General features: G+C 37.0%; 18 protein-coding genes and 1 other annotated feature. Of the genes, 16 read left to right on the top strand and 2 right to left on the bottom strand.

Annotated features, from left to right (window positions below):
* Positions 1–54 precede the first annotated feature (54 nt).
* The 3 genes from recD2 to GFJ36_RS22730 all read left to right on the top strand — a co-directional run bounded on the left by recD2 (position 55) and on the right by GFJ36_RS22730 (position 2854).
* Complete coding sequence (gene recD2 / locus GFJ36_RS22740) at positions 55–2391, top strand: SF1B family DNA helicase RecD2 (RefSeq protein ID WP_046958828.1); 2337 nt, start codon at positions 55–57, stop codon at positions 2389–2391.
* 127 nt (positions 2392–2518) lie between these two features.
* Positions 2519–2707 carry a hypothetical protein gene (locus GFJ36_RS22735; RefSeq protein WP_000469281.1) on the top strand — a complete coding sequence of 63 codons (189 nt, stop codon included), beginning with the start codon at positions 2519–2521 and terminating at the stop codon, positions 2705–2707.
* 18 nt (positions 2708–2725) lie between these two features.
* Entirely contained in the window at positions 2726–2854 is a 129-nt protein-coding gene (locus tag GFJ36_RS22730) for a YrzQ family protein (protein ID WP_001053553.1), read from the top strand.
* A gap of 35 nt (positions 2855–2889) precedes the next feature.
* Here the strand turns inward: GFJ36_RS22730 and GFJ36_RS22725 are convergent, their stop codons facing one another.
* Positions 2890–3102, bottom strand: coding sequence for a hypothetical protein (locus GFJ36_RS22725; RefSeq protein WP_088093514.1), 213 nt, complete (start codon positions 3100–3102; stop codon positions 2890–2892).
* A gap of 176 nt (positions 3103–3278) precedes the next feature.
* Here GFJ36_RS22725 and GFJ36_RS22720 point away from each other — a divergent pair, with 176 nt between their 5' ends.
* A complete protein-coding gene (locus GFJ36_RS22720; RefSeq protein WP_048541428.1) occupies positions 3279–4346 on the top strand; it encodes an AI-2E family transporter in 1068 nt (355 codons plus the stop codon).
* 38 nt (positions 4347–4384) lie between these two features.
* Here GFJ36_RS22720 and GFJ36_RS22715 read toward each other — a convergent pair whose 3' ends face one another.
* The gene (locus tag GFJ36_RS22715) at positions 4385–4729 is read right to left on the bottom strand and encodes a PH domain-containing protein (RefSeq protein ID WP_060488234.1); all 345 of its coding nucleotides are present in this window, start codon (positions 4727–4729) and stop codon (positions 4385–4387) included.
* Between the two features lie 211 nt (positions 4730–4940).
* Positions 4941–5160: a binding site (T-box leader), on the top strand.
* A gap of 40 nt (positions 5161–5200) precedes the next feature.
* On the opposite strand from GFJ36_RS22715, the gene alaS reads away from it, so the two are divergent.
* From alaS to GFJ36_RS22655, 12 genes are all read left to right on the top strand, one after another.
* Entirely contained in the window at positions 5201–7843 is a 2643-nt protein-coding gene (alaS, locus tag GFJ36_RS22710) for an alanine--tRNA ligase (protein ID WP_048541432.1), read from the top strand.
* Between the two features lie 76 nt (positions 7844–7919).
* Positions 7920–8186, top strand: a complete 267-nt coding sequence (locus tag GFJ36_RS22705) for an IreB family regulatory phosphoprotein (protein WP_000348590.1) — start codon at positions 7920–7922, stop codon at positions 8184–8186.
* A 3-nt stretch (positions 8187–8189) separates the two neighbouring features.
* Positions 8190–8603: a Holliday junction resolvase RuvX gene (gene ruvX / locus GFJ36_RS22700; protein WP_001221204.1), complete on the top strand. Its 414-nt coding sequence runs from the start codon at positions 8190–8192 to the stop codon at positions 8601–8603.
* A 12-nt stretch (positions 8604–8615) separates the two neighbouring features.
* A complete protein-coding gene (locus GFJ36_RS22695; RefSeq protein WP_000392245.1) occupies positions 8616–8894 on the top strand; it encodes a DUF1292 domain-containing protein in 279 nt (92 codons plus the stop codon).
* A gap of 220 nt (positions 8895–9114) precedes the next feature.
* Positions 9115–10185, top strand: coding sequence for an endolytic transglycosylase MltG (mltG, locus tag GFJ36_RS22690; RefSeq protein WP_087985288.1), 1071 nt, complete (start codon positions 9115–9117; stop codon positions 10183–10185).
* 202 nt (positions 10186–10387) lie between these two features.
* On the top strand, positions 10388–11029 hold the full coding sequence (locus GFJ36_RS22685; RefSeq protein WP_046956307.1) for an O-methyltransferase: 642 nt from the start codon (positions 10388–10390) through the stop codon (positions 11027–11029).
* Positions 11030–11036: 7 nt separating this feature from the next.
* Positions 11037–11966 (top strand): peptidase U32 family protein, encoded by a 930-nt coding sequence (locus GFJ36_RS22680; RefSeq protein WP_000742789.1) that lies wholly within the window; start codon positions 11037–11039, stop codon positions 11964–11966.
* An 18-nt stretch (positions 11967–11984) separates the two neighbouring features.
* A complete protein-coding gene (locus GFJ36_RS22675; RefSeq protein WP_000217969.1) occupies positions 11985–13265 on the top strand; it encodes a peptidase U32 family protein in 1281 nt (426 codons plus the stop codon).
* 18 nt (positions 13266–13283) lie between these two features.
* Positions 13284–13922: a uridine kinase gene (gene udk, locus GFJ36_RS22670; protein WP_000537082.1), complete on the top strand. Its 639-nt coding sequence runs from the start codon at positions 13284–13286 to the stop codon at positions 13920–13922.
* A 279-nt stretch (positions 13923–14201) separates the two neighbouring features.
* Positions 14202–14678 carry a transcription elongation factor GreA gene (gene greA / locus GFJ36_RS22665; RefSeq protein ID WP_000179964.1) on the top strand — a complete coding sequence of 159 codons (477 nt, stop codon included), beginning with the start codon at positions 14202–14204 and terminating at the stop codon, positions 14676–14678.
* A gap of 92 nt (positions 14679–14770) precedes the next feature.
* Positions 14771–16525 (top strand): peptidoglycan D,D-transpeptidase FtsI family protein, encoded by a 1755-nt coding sequence (locus GFJ36_RS22660; protein ID WP_088064456.1) that lies wholly within the window; start codon positions 14771–14773, stop codon positions 16523–16525.
* A 116-nt stretch (positions 16526–16641) separates the two neighbouring features.
* On the top strand, positions 16642–17289 hold the full coding sequence (locus GFJ36_RS22655) for a YrrS family protein (protein ID WP_060488236.1): 648 nt from the start codon (positions 16642–16644) through the stop codon (positions 17287–17289).
* Positions 17290–17306: the final 17 nt, after the last annotated feature.

Genomic DNA, 17306 nt, shown 5'->3' with positions numbered 1-17306 from the left:
AGGTGGGGGATGTACTGCTCATTAAAGTGAAACGAACCGGAAAGGAGAGGAAAGATGGGAAATCAACATGCAATGGATTTGTTTGAGGAAGATAAAAAGTTTATAAAAGCGCAAGTTCTTCACACCATTTTCCACAACGAAGAAAACCTCTATTCCGTTGTCAGTATGAAAGTCATTGAGACGAATGAAACGTACGACGAAAAAAAAGTGATGATAAACGGTCATTTTCCCCGCATGCATGAAGATGAAGTGTTTACATTGACAGGGCATTTTAAAGACCATCCGAAGTATGGGAAACAATATTTAGTTGAAACATTTAAGAAAGAATTGCCGCAAACAAAAGCTGGTATGGTGCAATATTTAGCGAGTGATTTATTTAAAGGGATAGGAAAGCGTACAGCTGAAAAAATTGTGGATCATCTTGGGGAACATGCCATCTCTAAAATTATGGATGATCCGGATGCGTTAAATGGTGTTGTCAATAAGCAAAAAGCTCAAGAAATATATGAGACAATTGTTGAACATCAAGGACTAGAGAAAGTAATGAGTTTTTTAAATGGTTACGGTTTTGGAACGAAGCTTTCTATTAAGATTTACCAGCAATATAAAGAGATGACATTAGAAGTGATTCGTAATAATCCGTATAAGCTTATTGAAGAAGTGGACGGGATTGGATTTGGAAGAGCGGATGATATAGGACGTGCGTTAGGTATATCGGGTAATCATGATGACCGTGTACGTGCGGGTTGTTTTTATACGTTAGAGAATGTTTCATTGCAACTTGGTCATGTTTATATGGGAAAAAATCAACTTGTAAGAGAAACGATGTCACTTTTAAATAATCAAGAAGGAAGAGTGACCGAGGAAGACATTGTAGCTTGCGTTGAAATGATGCAAAGTGAAGGGAAAGTTATCATAGAAGAAGAACGAGTGTATTTAGCGTCGTTATTCTACTCAGAAAAAGGTGTTGTAAAGTCTATTCGCAGGCTTATGAATCAGGAGGAAACACCTTCATTTCCTGAAGCAGAAGTGTTAAAGACGTTAGGTCAAATTGAAGAACAACTGAATGTACAGTATGCACCGTTTCAACAAGAAGCGATTCAAACGGCACTTCATAAACCGATGATGTTATTGACAGGTGGACCAGGAACAGGGAAAACAACAGTTATTAAAGGAATTGTTGAAATGTATGCGTCACTTCACGGGCTATCGTTAAATCCGAATGAATACAGTGACGATAATCCATTTCCGATATTATTAACGGCCCCAACAGGAAGAGCAGCGAAGCGAATGAGTGAATCAACGGGGCTTCCAGCTTGTACAATTCACCGTTTACTTGGCTGGACCCCAGAAGGGTCTTTCCAGCGTAATGAAACGGATCCGGTACAAGGGAAATTGCTTATTATTGATGAATTTTCAATGGTTGATATTTGGCTTGCAAATCAGCTGTTTAAATCATTGCCGACTAACATTCAAGTTATCGTTGTAGGTGATGAAGATCAATTACCATCTGTAGGACCTGGACAAGTGTTGAAAGATTTATTGAATGCAGGTGCAGTTCCAACAGTGAAGCTTACTGAAATTTATCGTCAAGCGGAAGGCTCATCTGTTATTCAACTCGCCCATGCGATAAAAAATGGAACGCTTCCACCAGATTTAGCGCAAAATCAAAAAGATCGTTCATTTATCGGCTGTACAGGAGCTCAAATTGTTGAGGTTGTTAAGAAGGTTTGTGAAAATGCTAAGACAAAAGGGTTTAGCGCAAGAGATGTACAAGTACTGGCCCCGATGTATCGTGGCCCTGCCGGTATTAATGTACTAAACGAAGCGTTGCAAGAAGTGTTTAATCCGAAAAGGGAAAAGAGTAAAGAAATTGCTTACGGTGATGTTGTATACCGAAGAGGCGATAAAGTACTGCAACTCGTTAATCAACCGGAGAGCCAAGTGTTTAATGGTGATATCGGAGAAATTGTTTCGGTGTTTTATGCGAAAGAGAACGTTGAACAACAAGATATGATTATCGTTTCATTTGATGGAATTGAGGTAACGTATACAAAGCCAGACTTAAATCAAATTACACATGCCTATTGCTGTTCGATTCATAAATCGCAAGGTAGTGAGTTTCCGATTGTGATTATGCCGATAGTGAAAAGTTACAATCGTATGTTACGTCGTAATTTAATTTACACTGGTATTACAAGAAGTAAAAAGTTCCTCATTATTTGCGGGGAGGAAGCAGCTTTCCAATCTGGTGTAAATCGCCTTGATGATGCAATGCGTCAAACGACTTTAGCGAATCGTTTGCAAGAATCACAAGGAGAAGTACAGATGGTAACAGTTAATGGCGAAGAAATGGACGTGGAAAACATTTCACCGTATGATTTCATGTAACAAGGTGAAATTATATAGTGAAACTTTCAAACGTATAACGTTGAAAGGCTCCAGCAATGTATAAATGAATGCGGTTTGGACATAATGGCGAATAGAATCTGGGAGACTGTAAGGAGATGAAAGCCATATGTTCATTTGTCCAAATTGCAAAGGGAAAGACATTGGAAAAATAGGTGTCAACCAATTTTATTGCTGGAATTGTTATATCGAATTATCGGTTTCAAAAGGGAAAATCCATACGCATCAAGTAGAGGAAGATGGTTCATTAAGCTCTCTTGATGATTTATTTGATGAGAACGAAAGAACGATCGGATAACGAAAAGGGGGATTTACTTTGAATCTACGCAATTCATTAATCGCATTAGGTGTTGGAGCGGCAGCATATCAATATGCTCGCAAGCAAGATGTATTTTCAAAACGCAATATGAAAAAAGCACGTAAGATGATTAAATCTTATTTATAAGCGCAAAAAACTCCCTTCATGATAAGGGAGTTTTTTTATGCACTTGTATGTAAATATAAAAGTCCAATTTCAGAGAAGAGATACGATAGGCCGTAACATCCAACGCCAAGCATTCCGTAATGAAATAACTGCGTCGCCCTTTCTTTTCGCGAGGAACGAATAAAGAAACCTTTCCAAATCCCAAACCCGATACAAACCCATTCAAGAATCATAAAAAGTGCTGATAATACGAGCATAAATAAAACCATTATTAGCCCTCCTGATTATATTGTTTCATGCTGCATTCTCAGGGGTGGTTGTCCTTGTTATGTTATGTATATGTATGTCTTTACAAAACAGTATGGTCTGCACGAAAAGATTTTAAAACTTTTGCACATAACCTACCCTGTTTATTTTCAAAATAAAGGTGGAGGAGGTTTTTCGTGTGAAGAATCTTAAAATCATTTGGATATATCGTTTAGGGTTATTGTTACTAGTATTTCTTTGTTTACTTGTCTTTTTAAAAATTAAGCCGCTATGGGCACCGATTATTTTTGTATTTAAAGTGGCAATTACACCGTTTCTTATTGCATGCTTTATTGCGTATTTATTGCATCCTTTAATTGAAAAAATTCATAAAGAAGGGATGCCACGTACACTTGCTATCTTGCTTATTTACATCCTTTTCTTTGGCGGAATTGGTTATGGGATTTATAAAGGAACGCCAGTTGTTATTAAACAGTTACAAGAGATTAATGAACAATTTCCGCAGTTTACAAAAATGTATGATTCTTGGATGGATGGCGTCACAGAACAAACAGCAAATTTCCCATCATTTATTCATGAAAAGGTGAAACAAATTTTTGTTGGTGTAGAAACGAAGATACAATCACTTTTAAATAAAGTGATGAGTACGGCTCGTGGCGTACTGGATTCGTTGCTTATTATTTTCTTAATACCGTTCATTGTATTTTACATATTAAAAGATTACGGTGAATTTTATCACATCTTTTGGAAACTAGTCCCAAGTAAGTGGCGTAGTACAGGGCAAATGCTGGCGAAAGAAATTGATAAGTCACTCGGAAGTTATATTCGAGGACAGTTATTTGTTTGCTTAGTATTAGGGGGAGTATCTGTTCTTTCCTTTTGGTTTATCGGTATGAAATATCCACTATTACTCGGCATTATTATTGGGGTAACGGATATAATCCCGTACTTCGGTCCTATTTTAGGGGCGATTCCGACATTGATGATTGCGGCAACGGTATCAACGAGTTTACTCATTAAGGCGGGAATTACGATTGCTATTTTGCAGTTTTTGGAAAGTAACATTTTATCACCTTACATCGTTGGTAAGTCACTTCGTATGCATCCTGTTATTATTATGCTTGCATTACTAGTTGGAGGAGAGATAGCTGGGATTGTAGGATTACTAATATCAGTTCCAATTTTAGCGGTTATTCGTACAGTGATTGTTCATGTAAGACCTCTTTGGAAAAAAGAAGATGTGTAATATGAAAGCCCTCTACTTATAAAAGTAGAGGGCTTTCATTATTTAGAGAGTTGCTCGTGTATTTGTTGAACGAGAGAGCTTACATCATTTGTTTGAATATGCTTTATTTTTTTCCATTCATTATCGTACATAAATATAATTTGATTGCTGAAAAGCCGCTTTTGCTCTTTTAGATTAGAAATGTTTGCAAAAGAGTACTCTTCAAATATTGGGTTCTTACTTACATCTGGTCCATAAAAGAAGAGCCGTTTGTTCGTTAAAATTAACAGTCCTGGTCTTGCAACGGAACGATAAATAAATATATCTAATGAACATGCAGTGTAAAATAATATCGTTTCGTCAGTCGTTAATATGTTTTTAGCCTTGTTCAATAAAGTTGTCATTTTGCTCACTCCTTTATTATTGATAATTTAATTATAACAAAAAAATAATATTCTGAAAAAAATATAGAGGTAGTACAATTTATTAATAAATGCATAATATATTGAAAGGCTGTTAAGAATGAATAGTAGAATAACTATGGTTAATGCAATATAAATGATTATCTACATTGACAAACTTAAGAGAATTCTATTATATTTAGTCATATAATACATTAAATCAATGACGGAAAAAGTACGTTACAGTCCATTTATAGAGAGAAGCTTCCATATGGCTGAAAGAAGCTTTAAATGAAGGGTAACAGAAAGCTAATCCTGAGAGCAGCTAATCACTGCCGTCTTGCCACGTTACGGCACCATGAGGTGATGAATTGATTGTTATAATAATCAATTCATAATTAGGGTGGTATCGCGAGTTAACTCTCGTCCCTTTTATAGGGGCGGGAGTTTTTTATATTTAAGGAGGAAAATACAATGAAACAACTAACAGGCGCACAAATTCGTCAAATGTTTTTAGACTTTTTCCAAGAAAAAGGACATGCAGTAGAACCTAGTGCATCACTAGTTCCGCATGAAGATCCATCTCTGTTATGGATTAACAGTGGTGTAGCGACATTAAAAAAATATTTTGATGGACGTGTAATCCCGCAAAATCCACGTATTACAAATGCCCAAAAATCAATTCGTACAAACGATATTGAAAACGTAGGGAAAACAGCTCGTCACCATACATTCTTTGAAATGTTAGGAAACTTCTCAATCGGTGATTACTTTAAAGAAGAAGCAATTACTTGGGCTTGGGAATTCTTAACGAGCGACAAATGGATCGGATTCGATAAAGAATTACTATCAGTTACAATCCATCCAGAAGATGAAGAAGCATTCACAATTTGGAATGAAAAAATGGGTGTTCCAAAAGAGCGCATCATCCGTTTAGAAGAAAACTTCTGGGATATCGGTGAAGGCCCAAGCGGACCGAATACAGAGATTTTCTATGACCGCGGAGAAGCTTATGGTAATGACTTTAGTGACCCAGAATTATATCCGGGCGGAGAAAACGAGCGTTACTTAGAAGTATGGAACCTTGTATTCTCTCAATTTAACCATAATCCAGACGGTTCATATACACCGCTTCCTAAGAAAAACATCGATACAGGGATGGGTCTAGAGCGTATGACATCTATCGTTCAAGATGTACCTACAAACTTTGATACAGACTTATTCATGCCGATGATTGGTGCAACAGAATCAATCTCTGGTGAGAAGTATCGTAATGGTGACTTAGAAAAAGATATGGCGTTTAAAGTAATTGCTGACCATATCCGTACAGTAACATTTGCTGTAGGTGACGGTGCTCTTCCATCTAACGAAGGCCGTGGTTATGTATTACGTCGTTTATTACGCCGCGCGGTTCGTTATTCGAAGAAATTAAACATCAACCGTCCATTCATGTTTGAATTAGTGCCGGTTGTTGGAGAGGTAATGAAAGACTTCTACCCAGAAGTACTTGAAAAGAAAGATTTCATAGCAAAAGTTGTGAAAAATGAAGAAGAGCGTTTCCATGAAACACTTCATGATGGGGAAGCAATTTTAGCTGAAGTTATCACAAAAGCAAAAGAGGAAAAAACAACTGTTATTTCTGGAGTAGATGCGTTCCGTCTATATGACACATATGGTTTCCCGATTGAATTAACAGAAGAATATGCAGAAGAAGCTGGTATGACAGTTGATCAGGAAGGCTTTGAAAGTGAAATGGAAAAACAACGTGAGCGCGCACGTGCTGCTCGTCAAGACGTTGATTCTATGCAAGTTCAAGGCGGTGTCCTTGGAGAAGTGAAAGTAGCGAGCGAGTTCGTTGGTTACGGTACAGTTGCAACAGAAAGTAACGTTGTTGCACTTGTGAAAAACGGCGAATACACAGATAGCTTACAAGCTGGTGAAGAAGGGCAATTAATGCTTGATGTAACACCATTCTATGCTGAGAGCGGTGGACAAATTGCAGACCGTGGTTACCTTCTTGCTGACGGCGTGAAAGTACTTGTAAAAGACGTACAAAAAGCACCAAATGGTCAAAACTTACACAAAGTTGTTGTTGAAGAAGGTACATTAACGAAAGATGCGGCTGTGAAAGCTATTATCGACACGAAAAACCGTAGTAGCGTTGTGAAAAACCATACAGCAACTCACTTACTACACCAAGCATTAAAAGACGTACTTGGAACGCATGTTAACCAAGCAGGTTCTCTTGTAACTTCTGAACGTTTACGCTTTGATTTCTCTCACTTCGGTCAAGTACAAGCTGACGAATTAGAAAAAATTGAGCGTATCGTAAACGAGAAAATTTGGGAAAGTATTGATGTTGAGATTTCTCAAAAAGCAATTGAAGAAGCGAAAGAAATGGGCGCAATGGCATTATTCGGTGAAAAATACGGTGATGTTGTACGCGTTGTACAAGTAGGCGATTATAGCTTAGAGCTTTGCGGTGGTTGTCACGTTGATAACACAGCTTCAATTGGTATTTTCAAAATCGTTGCTGAGTCTGGTATCGGTGCAGGAACGCGTCGTATTGAAGCAGTAACTGGTAAATCTGCATACGAATTAATGAACGATCAAGTAGGTTTATTAAAAGAAGCAGCAGGAAAAATGAAAACAAACCCGAAAGATATTTTAACAAGAGTGGATGGTTTATTTGCTGAAGTAAAACAACTTCAAAAAGAAAACGAATCTCTTGCTGCAAAATTAAGCAATATTGAAGCTGGAAACTTAACTGATTCAGTAATGACAGTTGATGGCGTAAACGTATTAGCAGCGAAAGTAAACGTTGCAGATATGAACAACTTACGTACGATGATGGATGACCTGAAAAATAAATTAGAGTCTGCAGTTGTCGTATTAGCGTCTGTAAATGATGATAAAGTAAACATCTTAGCTGGCGTAACGAAAGATTTAATTAGCCAAGGTTACCATGCTGGTAAACTTGTGAAAGAAGTAGCTTCTCGTTGTGGCGGCGGTGGTGGTGGCCGTCCTGACATGGCTCAAGCAGGCGGTAAAAACCCAGCGCAAGTTGAGGAAGCTTTAGCATTTGTACAAGAGTACGTTAAATCTGTTTCAAAATAAAGAGATAGTAGTGTACAATGGTAGGGAGAGGAGAAGTTCTTCTCCCTATACTTACTATATAAGTGAGGTGCTTGAAATGGACGGTTTTGATAAAACAATGAAGTTTAGCATTCAAGATGAAAAACAGAGTGTCCATGTAAATGATGTACTTTTAACTGTGTATGATGCACTTCAAGAAAAAGGCTATAATCCGATTAACCAAATCGTCGGTTATTTATTAAGTGGAGACCCAGCATACATACCTCGCCATAAAGATGCACGAAGCATCATTCGCAAGCTTGAACGTGATGAGTTAATTGAAGAGCTTGTGAAGTCGTACTTGAAACATCATCGTGAGGAGTAGTTTATGCGGATATTAGGTTTAGATGTAGGTACAAAAACAGTCGGAGTTGCAATGAGCGACGAAATGGGCTGGACAGCGCAAGGGCTGGAAACAATCAGGATTAACGAAGAACGGGGCCACTTTGGTTTTGATCGTATTTCTGAGTTAGTAAAGCAGTACAATGTGGACAAAATAGTAGTAGGTTTACCTAAAAATATGAATGGTACAATTGGCCCACGTGGTGAAGCGTGCCAGCAATTTGCAGAAAACCTGCGAAATCTGTTACAATTAGAAGTTGTAATGTGGGACGAGCGTTTGTCAACGATGGCAGCGGAACGTCTGCTCATTTCAGCTGATGTGAGTCGTAAGAAGCGAAAACAGGTAATTGATAAGATGGCTGCAGTCGTAATCTTACAAGGATTTTTAGATAGTAAATAAGAGGTGACCAAAATGGAAGAAAATCAAATTACAATTGTAGACGAAAAAGGTAACGAACATTTATGTGAAATTATTTTCACTTTTGATGCTGAAAAATTTGGCAAAAAATCATACGTAGTCTTCTCTCCAATCGGTGAAGTAGACGAAGATGGAGACCCAATTTATGATGCAATGGCTTATGAGCAAAATGAAGAAGAGGGCGGAAGTTTACTTCCAATCGAATCTGAAGAAGAGTGGGAAATGGTACAAGAAATGTTCAACACTCTAGCTGATGAGCAAGAAGCTGAATAATAAGTACTGAAAAGGTGGACGACATATAGTCCACCTTTTTTTATATGTAAAATGAAAGATTTTTTGTCGAAACCGTGTAATCCTTTGTAGTATAATGAGACGGATTGTAGAAAAATAAAATGTCTATCTAAAAAAAGATAAATAAATTTATTGTGTTTTTATATCGTGTTGTATAGAAAGATATACATACGGTCTACAATTTAATTAAGGAGGAAGAGTGTTGATAGAGAATCAAGTGAAAAAAAAGCGTAGACGTCTTTTTTTATTTTCGATTATTGCACTGCTTTTAGTTTGTGGTTCAGTCTATGCGTATATTTCATCCGCATTAGGACCAGTTGATAGCGGGAATAAAAAAGAGATTGAAGTAGAAATTCCAAAAGGATCATCTACTAGTAAAATTGGTGAGATTTTAGAAGAAAAAGGTGCTGTGAAAAACGGTACAGTTTTTAGTTTTTATACAAAGGCTAAATCTAAAAATTTACAAGCGGGTACATATTTATTAAATCCTTCAATGAGTGCCTCAGATGTTATTGAACAAATGTCATCTGGTAATGTACATCGTCCAGCTCTTTATAAAGTGACGATAAAAGAAGGTGCACAAGTAACTGAAATTGCAGAAACGGTTGCAAACGAATTAAAGTGGAATAAAGATGATGTCGTACGTCAATTAAACGATAAAGCATTTATTCAAAAAATGCAGCAAAAGTATCCGAAGTTGTTAACGGATAAAATCTTTGATAGCAATATTAAATATCCATTAGAAGGTTATTTATATCCTGCGACGTACTCTTTCTATAAAAAAGATACGACGTTAGAAGAAATTGTAATTCCAATGCTTGAGAAAACGAATGCAATCATTGTTCAAAACGAGGCAAAAATGAAAGCGAAAAACTGGGATGTTCATCAGCTTTTAACATTGTCTTCACTTATTGAAGAAGAGGCAACAGGCTTTACAGATCGTCAAAAAATCTCTAGTGTCTTTTATAATCGTTTGGAAAAAGGTATGCCCCTGCAAACTGATCCAACGGTATTATATGCACTTGGAAAGCATAAACAACGTGTATTATACGAAGATTTAAAGGTAAACTCACCGTACAATACGTATGTTGTGAAAGGATTGCCGGTTGGTCCGATTGCAAACTCTGGTAAACATTCAGTGGAAGCGGCGTTAGAGCCTGCACAAACAGATTATTATTATTTCTTAGCTGCACCAACTGGTGAAGTGTACTATGCGAAAACATTGGAAGAGCATAATGCATTAAAGCAAAAATATATTACGAAAAAACAGTGAAATGGGGAGGGATAGCGAAAAATGTCGCACATCCCTCTTTTTTGTGGTAAAATATATCGGGTTAAAAACTGGCAGAAGAATCGTTTTTAATATCAAAACGGGACGTACAAGCTAAGGATGAAGCTGGCTTGTATTTTTATTGCATTCTATGTGTGAAAAGACGTCATAGAGGCACTTCTCCATGTAAATAAGGAGGACCATTATGGAGGATGCAGTTAACGAGTACCTATTATCATTTATTGATCCGAAAGATAAATTAATTCTTGAAATGGAAGATTATGCGAAAGAAAATCATGTGCCGATTATGGATCGACTTGGAATGGAATTTATGTTGCAATTTTTACGTTTAATTGGACCAAAAAGCATTTTAGAGCTTGGTACAGCAATTGGTTATTCTAGTATTCGTATGATGCAAGCTATTCCAAATTCTCGCATTGTGACAGTTGAACGCAATCGTGAGCGATATGAAAAAGCACTTGAATATATAGAACGTTCATCAGTTAAAGAGCGTATTTCTGTTATTTACGGTGATGCGTTAGAAACAGGTGAGCAAGTAGAAGAACATGGAACGTTTGACGTTATTTTTATTGATGCAGCAAAAGGACAATATCGTCGCTTTTTTGACTTATATGAACCGTTATTAAACCCTGGTGGGGTAATTATTTCAGATAATGTTATGTACCATGGTCTTGTAACGACAAAAGAGAAAATTGAAAACAGACGTACACGTGGTTTAATCCGTCGTATTAAGACGTACAATGAATGGCTTATGAACCATGAAGGATATGATACAACGATTTTCCCAATTGGTGATGGAGTAGCTGTTAGTAAAAAGAGAGGGTGACCAAGGTATGAAGAAACCTGAATTGTTAGTAACGCCAAAAGCAGTAGTGGATATCGAACCTCTTGCGAAAGCAGGAGCAGATGCGGTAATGATCGGTGAGCAAAAGTTCGGTTTACGTTTAGCAGGGGAATTTTCACGTGAAGATGTGAAACAAGCTGTGAAGATTGCGCATGAAAATGGTGTGAAAGTATACGTAGCAATGAACGCTATGTTCCACAATGATAAAGTAGACGAATTAACAGATTATGTTGCATTTTTAAACGAAGTAAGTGTAGATGCAATTGTTTTCGGAGACCCAGCAGTATTAATGGCGGTCCGAGAAGTAGCGCCAAATATGCAATTGCACTGGAATACAGAAACAACAGCAACAAACTGGTTTACTTGTAACTACTGGGGACAAAGAGGAGCAAAACGCGCTGTATTAGCTCGTGAGCTTAGCTTAGATGAAATTGTTGAATTAAAAGAAAATGCTGAAGTGGAACTTGAAGTACAAATTCACGGTATGACTTGTATGTTCCAATCGAAGCGTTCCTTAGTAGGAAACTACTTTGAGTATCAAGGACGTAATCTTGACATTGAAAAGAAAAAATATGAAGAGAATATGTTCTTATATGACCCAGAGCGTAACAATAAATATCCAATTTATGAAGATGAAAATGGTACTCACATTATGAGTCCAAACGATATTTGTTTCATCGATGAGTTAGAAGAACTAATTGACGCTGAAGTCGCTAGCTTAAAAGTTGATGGTGTACTAAAAAGCTCTGCATACATTATTGAGGTAACGAAGAAATATCGTAAAGCAATTGATTTATGTGTAGAAGATCGTGATGCGTATTATGACGTGAAAGACGATTTATATAAAGAGATAGAAGAAATGCAACCAGTAAATCGTCCGTTAGATACAGGATTCTTCTTTAAAGAGACGGTTTACTAAACGAGGAGGGTGTAGGAAATGACTGTACAAGAAATTTCACGAGTAATCGATGGCAAACGCGTTATTGTGAAGAAACCTGAACTGTTAATCCCTGCGGGTAACTTAGAAAAATTAAAAGTAGCTATCCATTATGGGGCAGATGCTGTATATTTAGGTGGACAAGAATTTGGTCTTCGTTCGAATGCAGGTAACTTTACACTGGAAGAAATGGCAGAAGGTGTTGAATTTGCAAAGAAATATGGAGCAAAAATATATGTAACAACAAATATCTTTGCACATAATGAAAATATGGACGGGCTAGAGGAATATTTAAAAGGGATTGAAAAAGCTGGCGTAACGGGAATTATCGTTGCTGATCCGCTTATTATTGAGACTTGTAAACGTGTAGCGCCTTCTGTTGAAGTGCATTTAAGTACACAACAATCACTATCCAACTGGAAAGCAGCACAGTATTGGAAAGAAGAAGGTTTACATCGTCTTGTATTAGCTCGTGAAGCAAGCTATGAAGAAATGAAAGAAATTAAAGAAAAAGTGGATATTGAAATTGAAGCGTTCGTCCATGGTGCAATGTGTATCGCATATTCAGGCAGATGTACGTTAAGTAACCATATGACAGCACGTGACTCTAACCGTGGTGGTTGTTGTCAATCTTGCCGTTGGGACTATGATTTAGTTCAAACAGTATCACAACATAAAGATGCAAAAGAGCTTCCTCTATTCCAAGAAGAAGATGCTCACTTTGCAATGAGTCCAAAAGACTTAAATTTAATTTTATCAATTCCCAAAATGATTGAAATTGGAATTGATAGCTTAAAAGTTGAAGGACGTATGAAATCAATCCATTACGTAGCAACTGTAGCAACGGTATACCGTAAAGTAATTGATGCGTATTGTGCGGATCCGGATAATTTTGAGTTTAAACAAGAATGGTTAGATGAGCTTGATAAATGTGCAAATCGTGATACAGCTCCCGCATTCTTTGAAGGGGTTCCAGGACATCAAGAGCAAATGTTTGGAAATCATAGTAAGAAAACAACGTATGATTTCGCTGGTTTAGTGTTAGATTATAATGAAGAAACAGGCATCGTAACGATTGAGCAACGTAATCATTTCAAACCAGGACATGAAGTGGAGTTCTTTGGGCCAGAAATAGAAAACTTTACGCAGACGGTGGAGAAAATTTGGGATGAGGATGGAAACGAATTAGATGCAGCGAGACATCCGCTGCAAATCGTGAAATTCAAAGTGGATCAACCAGTGTATGTGAATAATATGATGCGCAAAAGCATACTTCAATAAGAAAGAGTTGATAGTCGAATGGGGACGAATAAGCCTGTTGTAATTGGAATTGCTGGTGGTTCGGGATCAGGTAAAACGAGTGTAACGAAAGCGATTTTTGACCATTTTAAAGGTCATTCTATTTTAATCTTAGAGCAAGATTATTATTACAAAGATCAAAGCCATTTACCAATGGAAGAGCGTTTAAAAACAAATTATGATCATCCGCTTGCGTTTGATAATGATCTGTTAATTGAACATTTGCAGCAGTTACTTGCATATGAGCAAATTGATAAGCCTGTATATGACTATACATTGCATACGCGTTCAGAAGAAGTTATTCCAGTTGAGCCGAAAGATGTAATCATTTTAGAAGGAATTCTTATTTTAGAAGACCCACGTCTTTGTGAGTTAATGGACATTAAGCTATTCGTTGATACAGATGCAGATCTTCGTATTTTACGCCGCATGCAGCGTGATATTAAGGAACGCGGCCGTACGATGGATTCAGTTATTGATCAATACGTAAGTGTTGTACGTCCAATGCACAATCAATTTATTGAGCCTTCTAAGAAATTTGCGGATATTATTATCCCTGAAGGTGGACAAAACCATGTTGCAATTGATATTATGGTGACAAAAATTGCAACAATTCTTGAACAAAAAGTAAATTTGTAATAGCATAGTAAAAGATATACGATAGGAAGGGATTTTTTCCCTTCCTATCGAATACAATGAAACATGCAACCTCATCTATATATAGGTGAGGGCATATTTATATCAACTTTCCATACATATCTTCTTTATATAAAGAGGAATTGGGAATACGGGGTTGTATGTGACAACTCCGCTAGTACAGGCGTGCTAGAAACCTCCGCTATACATATAAGTGGGGGAGTTTTCATATGGAACTCCTCTTTTTTTTCGGGGGATTGGTATATAAAAGGAGTGGAAAATATGGCAACAGAAAAAACATACCCTATGACGCAAGAGGGTAAGCAAAAGCTAGAGAACGAACTTGAAGATTTAAAAACGGTAAAACGTAAAGAGGTTGTAGAGCGAATTAAGATTGCACGTAGCTTCGGAGATCTTTCTGAGAACTCTGAGTATGATGCAGCGAAAGATGAGCAAGCGTTCGTAGAAGGACGTATTACACAATTAGAAAACATGATTCGTAACGCAGTTATCATCACAGATAACGGCGAAGAGTCTACAGTTGTTACATTAGGTAAAACAGTAACATTTAAAGAGTTACCAGGTGGAGATGAAGAATCTTACACAATCGTAGGTAGCGCAGAAGCAGATCCATTTGAAGGAAGAATTTCTAACGATTCTCCAATTGCAAAAAGCTTATTAGGTAAGCAAATTGGTGAGAAGGTAGCAATCCAAACTCCAGGTGGAGAAATGCAAGTAGAGATTATCTCTGTAAAATAATAAAAAATCACTCGTGTAAAAGCGAGTGATTTTTTTATTTGTATAAAAGATGAAACACTCTGTCCAAACTATAATAGACGAGGTGTTTTTTTATGAAAATAAAACGGAGAATTACAATTGTTTTAATTTTTTTTATATGTATCATGTTTATTTTACTTTGTCGTTTAATTCAAATACAAATTATAGATACAGAATCATTTACAGATCGTAAGATAAATTTAATTGAAAAAAGTGTTACACAACGGACGCAGTCCATTACGGTAGATGATGGACGAGGCCATTTTATAGATCGGAACGGTAAGGGAATAGGTGAGAAAAAGTATCCTGTTTTAATTGTTTTTCCATTTCTACAAATAAAAAATGACATGTTAGAGAAAATTGCGCATATCATTGGTGTGTCGAGACAAGAGATTGAAAGTCAAATGAAAGACAAGAAAAGTGCATTTATCATGCAAAGGGGAAATGGTCCATTTCGCTTGGCACGAGAGCAGATGGAGAAGGTAAATCAATTAAATGTATTAGGTATTGTAGCAGCTGAAGTTCGTTTACGGCAAACTGGCAGGGTGAATCATTTAATTGGCGATGTGGGGGAGAATGAACGAGAATTTCAAAAACGATACGGAGAAGTAAGAAAAATTTCAAGGCAAACGCCAATTGGTATTTCAGGATTGCAGCAATCATTTGATGAATTTCTTTTGACCGATGGAGAGGCAAAAGTATTGTATCAAGTGGACCGACAAGGGGAACCGATTTTTGGAAAACAAGCGAAATATACTGCGCCTGGAAATCCGTTTTATCCAGTGACGATTCAAACAACTTTACATAACAGGTTACAGCAAAAAGCAGAAGAAGTGGTTGAAGCAAGCGAAATAAAGAAGGGGGGATTAGTATTACTTGATGTAAAGACAAATGAAATTTTAGCGATGGTCAGTAAACCATCTGTGCAAGTGAAGGATGAGCGTTTATATACAACTACACTTGAAAATCAAATGTTGACACCACATTTTCCCGGTTCTGTTTTTAAAACAATAGTTGCAGCGGCAGTGATTGATCAAAATGAAAATGTGTTTAATCGTACATTTAATTGTAATCAAGATTTATATGGTGAAGACCACCCACAAGTTATGATGGGTACACTTAGTTTTAAAGAGAGCTTTGCTAGAAGCTGTAACAGGACATTTTCAGAGTTAGGTAATGAGCTAATACAAAAGGATAAGATGGTGTTAGAAACTTACGTAGCAGCGTTAGGAGCCGCTAGTAAGGTTGGATGGAAAGGTTCTGTATTTCATACAACTCATTTTGAGCAAATGCCAGAGGAGAAGAGGGTTACGATTTGGGGTAGTGAAGGAAATAAGAATAGTAAAAAGGCGGTAGCGCAAACAGCAATTGGACAAAAAGATGTACGTATGTCACCTCTAGCGATTGCAAATATGATGGCGACGATTGCTAGAGGTGGAGAAAAGATGGAAGTGAAAGCTGTGGAAAAAATAATGTATAAAAATGGAACGGACTTCTATACATTTGAAGACCATACATTAGGTGGAAAACAGCTTTCCTATGAAACGGTGAAAACATTACAAGAGTTATTAAGGGGTGTTGTAACAACGGAGAAAGGAACAGGAGCAGCATTCAGGTCGTTACCACTAAGTGTTGCCGGAAAATCTGGGACAGCGCAAACAGGAAAAGGGATGAAAGTGAATCGTTGGTTTGCAGGTTATTTTCCATATGAAAATCCAAGATATGCTTTAGTTGTCGTGGATATAGAAACGAATAGCAATGTAAATAAAGTTACACCTATTTTCAAAGCTATCGTAGAATCAATCTATCGATTAGAGAATGAAAAGTAATCTTGCAATTCATAGTGAAATGTTTTCATTTCGTGAAAATATTATTGTAAATGTTCAACCTTTCTAGATTTAATGTTACAATAGCAAGTATGAAAAACTGCATGGAGGTTTGAAGAATGGCAGGAGGATCTAGATTCCAACAGAAACAACAAAAACGTCGTCAAAACGGTGTTTTAAATATTGCAATTGCAATTGTATTAATATTAGTAGCTATTGTATCATATCAATTGTTTGTTCCTGAAAGAAAAGAACAAGCGTCTTCTAGTGATAAAAAAGTAGCTCAGCAAACAACAAAAGAGAATAAGTCTGAGAAAGCTAAAGGCAAAGAAGAGACGAAGAAGAACGAGCAAGATAAGGCAGAGGCTAAGAATAAGGAAGAAGAGAAGCAAAAGGCTGAAGAAGAACAGAAAAAAGCTGAAGAAGAAGCGAAAGCTAACGAGAAAGTACCCGCTGAAAAAACACAGCCAAAGGCAACTGACGCTTATACGAAGTCTTCTTGGAAGCCAGTAGGTACAGAGCAAGGTGCAACACCTGCGATGACGTTTAAAAAAGGTACAGCAGATTGGAATGAGATGAACCAAGCAATTTCAGCTGCAATTGACGTTCCAGTAGAGCAATTAGTTATTCATCGAATCGGAAATAACGGTAAAAATAAAGCTTACGGTAACGTACAAGATAAACAATCAGGTAAAAAATATTATGTAAATATTGATTGGGTAGAGAATGAGGGCTGGAAACCAGTACTTGTTCAAACTCTAAACTAAAAAAGAGAGGCTCCTTA

This window comes from Bacillus sp. EE-W1 (assembly GCF_009760835.1).
Classification (GTDB): Bacteria; Bacillota; Bacilli; order Bacillales; family Bacillaceae_G; genus Bacillus_A; species Bacillus_A wiedmannii.
This window is presented reverse-complemented; position numbering and strand designations above follow the sequence as displayed.